The organism is Petrotoga sp. HWHPT.55.6.3 (assembly GCF_002895495.1).
Lineage (GTDB): Bacteria > Thermotogota > Thermotogae > Petrotogales > Petrotogaceae > Petrotoga > Petrotoga mobilis.
Window position 1 is genome coordinate 19,026 of the sequence record NZ_AZRJ01000027.1, and the last position, 10,452, is coordinate 29,477.

The following is a 10,452-nucleotide window of genomic DNA, read 5'->3' on the forward strand; positions in this document are numbered from 1 at the left end:
ATTCTCTTTTTCTTTTTTTATCTGTATCGTGGTATAATTATGTTTGAATGGTTTCAATCTGTTTTTTTGAGAAATTTCTAAGTTAAATTAAAGTAAAATAATATTCTATTATTATAACGTTAGGTAAATATTTCATGAGGTCAGGGGGGTTCTTAGAATGAATCTTCGATCTTTGGTTGAAATTGTGAGTAAAGGACAGTTCATAAGACCTATTTTAAATTATGTTGTTCATTACTTAGAAAGTGACAGACCAGATAAAAATAAAAACATCATCAATTACATAAACGTTTTGAAATTAAAATGGGATGTTAAATACGATGAAGCTCTTGAGATAATAGATAAAGAGATAAATGGTTTAAAGAAGGGTGGTTTGTATTATCTTTTCTTGGATCAAAAAATTCATATATTGAATAGAATTAAACAGAAAGAGGGAGTTAAAAAAGTATTCGAGGAACTAAAAGATAATTTTGATAATATACCTGTTTATGTCAGAGGTCTTGTTGTAGAAACTTTAAGAAACATACATGAATTGTATTATGAACCAGATGAAAGTATGGAAAAGATAAGATATTGGAGTGAGAATTATGAACAAAACCTTGGTGATAAAGGTTTCATATTACTATCAAAAGCAAGAGGGAAAAAGAACGAAGAAAGATACGAAGAAGCAGTTTGTTTAAACATCGAAGCATTTAAGGTTTTAAAAACTGTTCCACATCCCTCTGGTATGGTGCAAGCTTTAAACAATATATCTTGGTGGTTGAAAGATACAAACAAAGAAAAGGCTTTAGCTTTTACCTTTCCATTGGGATTCTATCTTGGTTACTATTTCCATGATGATAACTTTGATGTTTTCAATTCCCTTGATACTACATTTCGAGTACAAAAGAATAATAACGATCCGTTGTTTTATGAAACTGCCTTTATTTTTTCACGCTTAGTTTCATTGTTGAGTGTCGATAAGAAAAAAATAATATGGAATAAGTTTGAATATACAATTCATGATGTCAGATGTTTTGTTTTGAATATTAGAAATAGAAATAGAAAAAGAAATAGAAATTACTTAAACACAAAAACCTTGAGGACTTTCATAATGAAAGAGATAGGAAAAGAAAAGATACCCATAGACTCAATAAACATTTCTGAAAGTGCGTTGAAAGAGTTTTTATCTGCAAAGACACAGTACATTCAACCAAGTATCCTGAGAAACATAATAGATGCTCTTGAGTTTGAAATCACCACATCCACACCTATATGTATAATCAAAGAATTGAAAAAGAAGGATATAGATAAAAAATTTGAGATAAACCTTGAAAAGTTTAAAAACCTTCCAAAAGAAAGACAAATATCAGAATTCTTTACCTCTTACCTCGTTCATTACTACAAAGAAGAGATCGATCTAAAAAAGATAATTAAAGAGATAGAAGATGACAGTTTAATTGAAGAAAGATGTGATTACTACACGAAAGAGTTAACAAACTCTATCTTTGAAAGAAATCCAAAGATAGATTTTAATTCTTTACTAACAAACGTTCAAGAACCAAAAATCTACACAAACAAAAATATAACCTTCAAAGAACATCCTTTTTATTTGGGAAGGAAAGAAGTTGTAAAAAGGTTTATGAAAGACTTAAATAAAAAGAATTTAAAGGAGTTCATAGAAAATTACATTGGTCTTGACACAAGACAAAGAAAGACGATAGAAAAGTTCATAATGAATTACGGTAGGTACTATGATTTAAAGGATATACCAAAAGAATTCACACCGAAAGTACCAAAAGAGATTAATCCATTCGTGAAAAAATATACGTTGAAAAGAAAACCTTCTGCCCTTTCTTTTTATGTGTTTGAAGGGGAAGAAAGAGAAGAGTTTGTAGAGAATATTGAAAAACTTGTGTAATTCATTATAACTTGAATACCCAACTAAAAAAAATGAATTGATAGAATGCACCACCTTTTTTACTTTTGGCTTTGTGCCAAGTTTACTTTGAACAAAAAACTTTTACTATCTCACCTTTAAGCCGTCAGCAAGGCTATTTTTCAAAAGCGAATGCTCATAAAACAAGAAGCAGCATTCAACAACTGAGATTAGGGCATCTCTTTTTTTAATCATCTTTTACCTTCATTCGAGAGGTGAAGAAAAGTGGTTCTCAATTTTTAGCTTTACAAAAGCTCACACGCCATAGATTCTATTTAGATCATACCCTCGTTTCTAAAAAGAATTGGATGTTCTCTAACATTTATTTAAAATTAAGTGAATTGGATATGAATAACATAGATAACCTTTTTTCAAACAAGCAGCCAAGAATTTGTACAGATAACTTCCTTTCATTCTCATGATGGTTTGGCTAAGTTTACTGGAATGACATCGAGAAAACGTCAATTAGGAATTTATTCCTCTTTTCATCTTTCAAACCTATTTTGTGTTTTTATGAAAGTAAAGAGATTCTCAATTACGATGATTTTTAACATGTTTTTGGTTTTTACCTATTGATATGTCACCAGTTAGCTTTTACTGTTCCAGCAACCATTAACTTCGGTATTCTTACAGTAGGTTGAGCACCTGAAATCGGGATCCCTTGACCTTTTTTACCACAGGTCCCAACACCATATCCCAAATCATTACCAACCATATCTATGCTTTCTAAGACTTTTAATCCGTTGCCAACTAAGCTCGCACCACGGATCGATTGTTTTATTTCACCATTTTCTATAATATAACCTTCATCAACGCCGAATTGGAAATCACCACTTATTACATCAACTTGTCCCCCACCCATCTTTCTTACAAATATACCGTATTTTACAGATTTAATTATATCTTGTGGATCATCTTCTCCTGGTAAGATCATCGTGTTTCTCATCCTAACGATGGGTAACACCATATAAGATTCCCTTCTACCGTTACCTGTGGGTTCAACACCAAATTTTTTGGCAGTTATTTTCGAGTGCATGTATCCTTTTAACACACCGTTTTCAATTAAAACGGTCCTCTGGGTAGGAGTTCCCTCGTCATCATAATTAAGGGTTCCTCTTTTGTTTTTATCTGTTCCATCGTCTACAACGGTAATTTTTTCCGAAGCGATTTTCTTTCCAACTTTTTCTCTGTACACAGAACCAGAAAGTACCAAGTCTGCTTCCATACCGTGCCCACATGCTTCATGTATCATGGTTCCTCCAGCTTCAGAGGACAAAACAACCGTGAATTCTCCCGCAGGAGCATCCACTCCTTCTATTTGTGAAACTACTTGTCTGACGGCATCTTTTGTTACTTTTTCTATCATCTCATCTGTAAAAAATTCAAATCCCATGTTTGCTCCATCTGAGATTATTCCTCTAAACAAATTCCCTTTCTCATCTTGAGCAAATATCATAGCAGCATAGTGTGGATAATTTCTGATATCCTCAACTATTTTCCCTTCTGAATTCACTATTTTTACCTTTCGACTACTATCCGCATAGGAGACCGCAATTTGTTTGATGCGTTTATCAGCATTTTTTAGTAATTCTACACCTTTAAGAACCTTTTCTACTTTTTGTTCTACAGATACATTGTCAAAAGATATTTCAAAGGGGGCAAAATCCCTCTTTTCGGCTTCTTTCAATTCTTCAACCTTTACAATATCATTAGAGCCAAACCTTTCGTTGGCATTCTTTCTCAAAGTCTCGGCAAGACTCATAAGATTCTCGTACGTGGGATCGTTAGTATGAGCAAAAATCGTTTCTTCAGCTGATACAACCCTTATACTTGCACCTTTTCTACTTGAAAAATTGATTTTTTCAATTTTACCGTTATCGTAAACAATCGAGGTACCGTAAAAATCTTCATAGAAGATTTCCGAATACTCTCCCCCCGATGAAAGAGAATGGTTTAAAATCTCTAAGTATTGAGCATCACTTAAATTCACTTCTATCCCTCCTATAAAAAGTTAGCATACTATATTAAAAAATTTAAAATACTTCTATCACTGTAAATTATAACTCATCTGCTTTAGATTCACATTGACCAGCAATCCACGTTTGTTTTTATTTTTTAAAATCTTTTATTTCTAAAGCCTTTAAAATGCCGCATTATTTAATTTTGTTTCAAGTAAATGTATTCCACAGGGATTTCATATTCCTATTGTTATTATACATTTTATTATGTGATTGGCGAATGTTTCTGATGACGTTGCTTCATCCAATGTCAATACCTTTGGTTCCCTTATCAATGCTCTTGCTATCGCTACCCTTTGCCTTTGTCCATCAGATAACTTACTTCCCCTTTCTCCCACTACCGTGTCGTATCCTTCATCTAAAAGCCCTATGAATTTGTCTACCTTAGCTTTCTTTACCGCCTTCATGAATTTTTCTTCACTGAATTCATCATCCAGCATTATGTTTTCTTTGACCGTCATGTTGAATAAGGGTTCATTACCCCTTACTAACTTTATCTTTTCTCTGGTTTCTTGTAATTTGTAATCATTTATGTTTTTATTTCCCAACGTTATTTTACAGTTTGTGGGATCGTATAATCTCACAAGAAGATTCACCATCGTACTTTTGCCAGATCCACTCGTTCCTACCAACGCTATCTTTTCGTTTTTGCCAATGGAGAGGTTTATGTTTTTCAAAACTATCTGGTCTTTATAATATTTATTCCTTCAATCTTTTCTCTCAGACTTTCCATGACCTTGCTGTATTCTTTTCTTTCCTTCTTTGAAGCATCTAATAATTTTTTATTGAAATGATTTAATACCCAATAATATAAAGGTATCGTTGCAAGAACCAACAAAGTAAGCTGCCAACTAAAAGTTGATAAAACAATTAAAATAATGAAAACATCTATGATGTTTAATATTATCACGGGTTTTGTTAGTACAAGAAAGTTGGCTATTTCATCTATATCAGATGTGATCCTAGCGAGGAAATCTCCAATTTGGCTGTCTGAGTTGTAAGCAGAAGGAATTTTTTGAACCTTTTCGTATAAAGTCAATTGTTCATTCTTTATCACATCTGCTTCACTTGCACTTGCATAATAATTTTCAAAAAAGGCTAGAACCACTTGCCCTACTACCACAGTTATATACGCCAACATGGAAGGTAAGAGAAGGGAAAACTTGTTTTGAAATATAACTTCATCGATCATGTATCTCAAAATATAGGGATTGGCTATGAAAAAAAACGTAAGTGGAATTGAAAAAAGATAAATGTATAGGTGAATCTTTCTGTACTTTTTTGAATATTCGAATAATCTTTTAACGTTAGAAGAAATTATTTTTGATTTCATTGGATAAATCTCCTCCTTCCACTTTCATTTAAACTAATTTTCCTGCAGGGTTACTTCTTACCGGCAAATAATTCCTAACCTCACATTCTTTTCTTTCGAAAACTTATCTAGTTACTAATCTTCTAAGCATTTTCAAAGGTTATTTCTTGTATAAAGTAAAAACATCAACTAAGCATTTATTCTACTTCTTCTACAACATTTACAATCTCTGGAGGTTCTATACCATTTGTGCTATCTATTCCATCATTATCCTCTCCAAAAACAAATATACTCCCTAACTCCAGAACAGTGATCAACAAAGCAACAATAAATTTCTTCATCCTCTTTCACCCACTTGAATTATTCTTTTAATTTAAGACTAAAATTTCAAATAATCCAACCCTTCACTTTAATCATACACTTTTCCATATGATTTTCAACTGTTTTTTTAATTGGCTTCAAATATACATTGATAAAGTATTACAGAGAAAACCTTCTGCTATTTCTTTTTATGTTTTTGAAGGTGAATATAGAGAAGAGTTTGTGGAAATTATTGGCAATTTTTAATTAAAAAAACGCCCATGTTGGGCGCCTTTTCAGAAATTATTTTATTACTTTTATCCATTCTCCATCCCAACTAAGTTGGGGAGAGAAAGTCTTAATTTTCGATAGATGCTATATTTTCTTGTGATGTTTTTGGTTCTTTTATTGGTTTTTTTAAATCAATTCCTAAAAATTGACTCATATAGAGATTGTAGTAAAAGCCTTCATTTTTCATTAGTTCTTCGTGATTACCAGTTTCTACAATGGAACCGTGATCCATTACTAAGATCGTGTCGGCATTCCTGATTGTAGATAATCTATGAGCAATTACAAAGCTTGTTCGCCCTTCCATCAATTTTTCCATAGCTTGTTGTATTAATGTTTCTGTACGCGTGTCCACAGAGCTTGTTGCCTCATCCAAGATCAAAATTTTGGGGTCTGCAAGGAAAGCCCTTGCGATGGTTATCAATTGTCTTTGACCTTGTGATAGGTTCGAAGCTTCTTCATCTATTATTGTGTCGTAACCATGGGGTAATGTTCTCACGAAATGATCTACATACGCCGCTTTAGCAGCTTGTATGATCTCTTCATCAGAGGCATCTTCTTTACCGTATGCGATGTTTTCTTTTATCGTGCCTCCAAAAAGCCAGGTATCTTGAAGGACCATACCAAAGTTTTTTCTGAGATCTGATCTTCTCATTTGCCTAATGTCAACACCGTCTAAGGTGATTCTTCCATCTGTAACATCGTAGAATCTCATTAGAAGGTTTACAAGTGTTGTTTTTCCTGCACCTGTTGGTCCAACTATCGCTACATTTTCCCCAGGATGAACAACTAAGTTTAAGCCTTCTATCAAAGGTTTGTTAGGGTCATAACTGAAAGATACATTTTCAAACGCTATTCTTCCTTCTACTTCAGGTAATTCTACAGGATCGACTGGATCAGGAACTTCGTCCTCTTCATCTAAGAATTCAAATACTCTTTCGGCAGAAGCGATAGTTGATTGTAAAATATTTATAATATTAGCAGTTTGAACTATCGGTTGGGTAAACATTCTTGAATACTGGATGAACGCCTGTACATCTCCAAGTGTCATCAGACCGTTTGCTACTCTGAGTCCTCCGATAACACTGACAGCAACGTAGTTAAGATTGTTTAGAAAGGCTATTGCTGGTCTTATTATGCCTGATATGAATTGAGATTTGAAACTTGCTTGGTATAACCTGGTGTTTTCTTTGTCGAATGTTTCTTTAGCTTCTTTTTGTTTGTTGAAAACTTTTACAATGTTATGACCTGAATATGTTTCTTCTACATGACCGTTGAGTTTTCCCGTGCTGTCCCACTGCGTTTCAAATTGTTTCTGAGATTTTTTTACGATGAACATTGTTACAATTAGAGATAAAGGAATCAGCGTCAAGGCTATTAAGGTGAGCAAAGGACTTATCGTTAGCATCATAACGATGACACCGATTATAGTCACAGTAGCTGTTATGATCTGTATTAACGTTTGTTGAAGCGTTCTTCCTATGTTATCAATATCGTTGGTCACTCTACTGAGAATATCACCGTGGGAATGACTGTCAAAATATTTAAGTGGAAGTTTTGCTAGTTTGTTGTCAACTTCTTTTCTGAGCCGATAGATGGATTTTTGAGAGACACCAGCCATCATATATCGCTGTAGCCAATTAAAAAGGGCTGATAATCCATAAATTACCAAGAGGGTTAATAAGATTTGTACGAGTTTGTTATAATCCACTCCCTGGCCTGGAATTATGTTCATTGGCCCAATCATTTCAGCAATTTGATCATTGCCTGAGAGTTTAAGCATTTGTATAGCTTCTTCTTTTGTCATATTTTCAGGCATATTTTTACTTATTATACCTTCGAATAACACATTGGTGGCGTTCCCTATTATCTTAGGGGCTGTTATCATAAAGATTGTAGCAAGAACGGCAAAAGAAACAACGAACAAAATAGGTACTAATTGAGGTTTTAAATATCCAAGTAATCTTTTTAAGGAACCCCAAAAATTTTTTGGTTTTTCCCCAGGAGTTGCTCCTCCTGGCCTTCCCATTCCCATCCCCATAGGTCGATTGGTTGAACTTTTAGAAGTTTTTGTGTTATTGGGACTCATGCGGTTTCCTCCTCTGGTAACTGGGATTTTACAAGCTCTCTATAGACTTCACATGATTGCATAAGTTCTGAATGTTTTCCTTGTCCTTCTATCGTTCCATCGTCGTTTAGAACGATTATTAAGTCTGCATTAAGTATGGTACTTACCCTTTGAGCTACTATTATAACTGTGGAGTTTTTAGTCTCTTCCTTTAGGGCTTCTCGAAGGTTGGCATCGGTTCGATTATCCAAAGCTGAGAAACTATCGTCGAATATATAGATCTTTGGTTTTTTGACAATTGCCCGTGCAATCGATAAACGTTGCCTTTGACCACCGGAGAAGTTCGTTCCTCCTTGATCAACTGGAGCTTGTAGTTTGTCAGGTAATTCTTCTACAAAATCTTTCGCTTGGGCTATTTCTAAAGCATGCCACATTTCTTCTTCCGTTGCATCTTTCTTACCATATGCTAGATTGGAAGCTATCGTTCCACTGAATAGATAAGCTTTTTGAGGTACAAAACCTAGGGAGTCTCTAAGATTTTCCATCGACAGTTCTCTAATATCTACACCGTCGATTTCTATCTTCCCATCGGTAACTTCGTAAAAGCGTGGGATCAAGTTTATAAGAGTGCTTTTACCGCTTCCGGTACTACCTACAATTGCGGTAGTTTTGCCTGGTTTAGCCTCAAAAGAAATATTTCTTAATACAGGTCTCTCAGCACCTTCGTATTTGAATGTCACATTTTTAAAAGATACAGTACCTTCTTTACTTTTTAAAAGAACAGGATTGTCTGGTTCATTAATTGTAGGTTCAGTTTCTAATACCTCTTTGATACGATCGGCAGATGCTTCTGCACGAGGCCACATGACAAACATCATCATCGCCATCATTATTGATATGAGTATTTCCATTATATAGGTTAAGAAGGCTGTCAAGTTGCCTATTGGCATTGCCCCACTGTCTATTCGCATTGAACCGAACCAGAGAATGCTAACGGTTGAAAGGTTCATGATGAGCATTAGAAGAGGCATACCTAATGCTAATAATCTATTTACTTTTATGGAGGTTTGCGTTAAGTCGTCATTAACTTTATCGAATCTTTTTTCTTCACTTTTTTCTTTCACGAAAGCTCTGATGACGCGTACGCCCATTAATTTTTCTCGCAGAACACGGTTGACGTTATCGAGCTTTACTTGCATGCTTCTAAAAAGTGGGATTGCCTTACGCATTAAGAAGAATACAACCATTCCCATCACTGGAATTATCACTAAAAGGGAAGTAGAAAGGACAACGTCTTGGCGAATAGCCATAATAGCGCCACCTATTGAAATTATAGGTGCAAGGATCATCACATTCAACATTATTAATACCAACATCTGAATTTGGTATACATCATTCGTGTTTCTTGTTATCAACGAGGCGGTTCCAAATTTGTCTATATCGTTTTGAGAGAAACTAAGCACCTTATAGTAAAGATCTCTGCGTAAGTCCTGCGCAAATTTTGCAGAGATTCTTGAGGCAAAAAATGTGGCCCCTACAGCTGCACCAACGAGTAATAGGGAAAATAACAACATCTTTCCTCCGGCTTGTATGATATAATTGAGGTCTCCTTTGGCAACACCGTTGTTGATAATGTCTGCATTTAAGTTTGGTAGGTATAAGTTTGAGACGGCTTGAACGGTGAGTAAAACCAATGTCAAAATTACTTCTTTATAATACTGTTTTAAATATTTGCTTAGTATGGTTCTCATCCTTGATCTTCTCCTTTTTGTAAATGTTTTGATAGGTTGTTGGATATTTTTTTTAGTAACTCGTTAAATGTGTTGAGTTCTTCATCTGATAACCCTTCAAAGCTGTATCTCACCATCTTTGAAAAGGATGTTTTTAAATTTTTTATTTCTTCTTCTCCGGCTTCAGTTAAGTAGATTTGAAGAGTACGCATGTCATTTGGATCGGATTGGCGGAGTATGAGCCCCATTTTTTCCAACCTTTTGAGAATCAACGAAACGGTTGGAGGAGCAACATTCATGAGCTTTGCAAGATGTATTTGACTTATTCCAGGATTTTTCGAAATATGCCATAAGCAAACTCCTTGCCCTGGATAGACATCTTTTTCTGCCATGATCTTAAAATTTAACTGTCTTTGTAGGTTCATCACTTGAAAGAATTGTTGGACAACGTTGATCGTTGATGGATTGAGTTCATCAAAAGGGAAATCTTCTGTGCAAAGTGTTTTGTCTTTCATTTCTTTTCTCCTCTTCTTTTCTCTTATAGTTAGATTGCAGCTTTTAGAAATTCTAAAACTTGGTGTTAGCGCCGGACGTTAAGGGGTAAACCCCTTAAGATCCCCAAATTCGCGTAACATCATTTGCATACGTCATTTGCGAAGCAAATGAGGGTATGGAAATTATTCTAAAACAATTACAAAAAGACGTTTTGCACGAAGCAGCAAAAAACTTTTTGCATAAGGCTGCAAAAATACATCGTTTGCACAATCCAGCAAACGCTTCCCACCCGTGAGGAAAAGAGTTTTTATTAGCGCCCTTTCACC

8 protein-coding genes are annotated in these 10,452 nt (G+C 34.6%); 1 reads left to right on the forward strand and 7 read right to left on the reverse strand.

The window, feature by feature from the left end:
- Positions 1 to 157: 157 nt before the first annotated feature.
- On the forward strand, positions 158 to 1,897 hold the full coding sequence (locus X926_RS07945) for a hypothetical protein (protein ID WP_103065683.1): 1,740 nt from the start codon (positions 158 to 160) through the stop codon (positions 1,895 to 1,897).
- A gap of 598 nt (positions 1,898 to 2,495) precedes the next feature.
- On the opposite strand, the gene X926_RS07950 is transcribed toward X926_RS07945, so the two are convergent.
- The 7 genes from X926_RS07950 to X926_RS07975 form a co-directional block, all read right to left on the reverse strand.
- The gene (locus X926_RS07950; protein ID WP_158245227.1) at positions 2,496 to 3,905 is read right to left on the reverse strand and encodes a TldD/PmbA family protein; all 1,410 of its coding nucleotides are present in this window, start codon (positions 3,903 to 3,905) and stop codon (positions 2,496 to 2,498) included.
- A gap of 204 nt (positions 3,906 to 4,109) precedes the next feature.
- The gene (locus X926_RS07955; RefSeq protein ID WP_158245228.1) at positions 4,110 to 4,610 is read right to left on the reverse strand and encodes an ATP-binding cassette domain-containing protein; all 501 of its coding nucleotides are present in this window, start codon (positions 4,608 to 4,610) and stop codon (positions 4,110 to 4,112) included.
- Between the two features lie 2 nt (positions 4,611 to 4,612).
- Positions 4,613 to 5,266 carry an ABC transporter ATP-binding protein gene (locus tag X926_RS07960; RefSeq protein WP_103065686.1) on the reverse strand — a complete coding sequence of 218 codons (654 nt, stop codon included), beginning with the start codon at positions 5,264 to 5,266 and terminating at the stop codon, positions 4,613 to 4,615.
- A 176-nt stretch (positions 5,267 to 5,442) separates the two neighbouring features.
- Positions 5,443 to 5,586, reverse strand: coding sequence for a hypothetical protein (locus X926_RS10190; RefSeq protein WP_158245229.1), 144 nt, complete (start codon positions 5,584 to 5,586; stop codon positions 5,443 to 5,445).
- Between the two features lie 317 nt (positions 5,587 to 5,903).
- Positions 5,904 to 7,922: an ABC transporter ATP-binding protein gene (locus X926_RS07965; RefSeq protein ID WP_103065687.1), complete on the reverse strand. Its 2,019-nt coding sequence runs from the start codon at positions 7,920 to 7,922 to the stop codon at positions 5,904 to 5,906.
- Entirely contained in the window at positions 7,919 to 9,652 is a 1,734-nt protein-coding gene (locus tag X926_RS07970; protein WP_103065688.1) for an ABC transporter ATP-binding protein, read from the reverse strand. Before X926_RS07970 ends, X926_RS07965 begins: the two co-directional genes overlap by 4 nt.
- Entirely contained in the window at positions 9,649 to 10,146 is a 498-nt protein-coding gene (locus X926_RS07975) for a MarR family winged helix-turn-helix transcriptional regulator (RefSeq protein WP_103065689.1), read from the reverse strand. Before X926_RS07975 ends, X926_RS07970 begins: the two co-directional genes overlap by 4 nt.
- Between the last annotated feature and the right edge of the window lie 306 nt (positions 10,147 to 10,452).

What these genes read in the sequence shown, in the direction of transcription:
- X926_RS07945 (WP_103065683.1), top strand. Translation starts at nt 158, where the DNA reads ATGAATCTTCGATCTTTGGTTGAAATTGTGAGTAAAGGACAGTTCATA.
- X926_RS07960 (WP_103065686.1), bottom strand. Translation starts at nt 5,266, where the DNA reads ATGAAATCAAAAATAATTTCTTCTAACGTTAAAAGATTATTCGAATAT.
- X926_RS07970 (WP_103065688.1), bottom strand. Translation starts at nt 9,652, where the DNA reads ATGAGAACCATACTAAGCAAATATTTAAAACAGTATTATAAAGAAGTA.
- X926_RS07965 (WP_103065687.1), bottom strand. Translation starts at nt 7,922, where the DNA reads ATGAGTCCCAATAACACAAAAACTTCTAAAAGTTCAACCAATCGACCT.
- X926_RS07975 (WP_103065689.1), bottom strand. Translation starts at nt 10,146, where the DNA reads ATGAAAGACAAAACACTTTGCACAGAAGATTTCCCTTTTGATGAACTC.
- X926_RS10190 (WP_158245229.1), bottom strand. Translation starts at nt 5,586, where the DNA reads ATGAAGAAATTTATTGTTGCTTTGTTGATCACTGTTCTGGAGTTAGGG.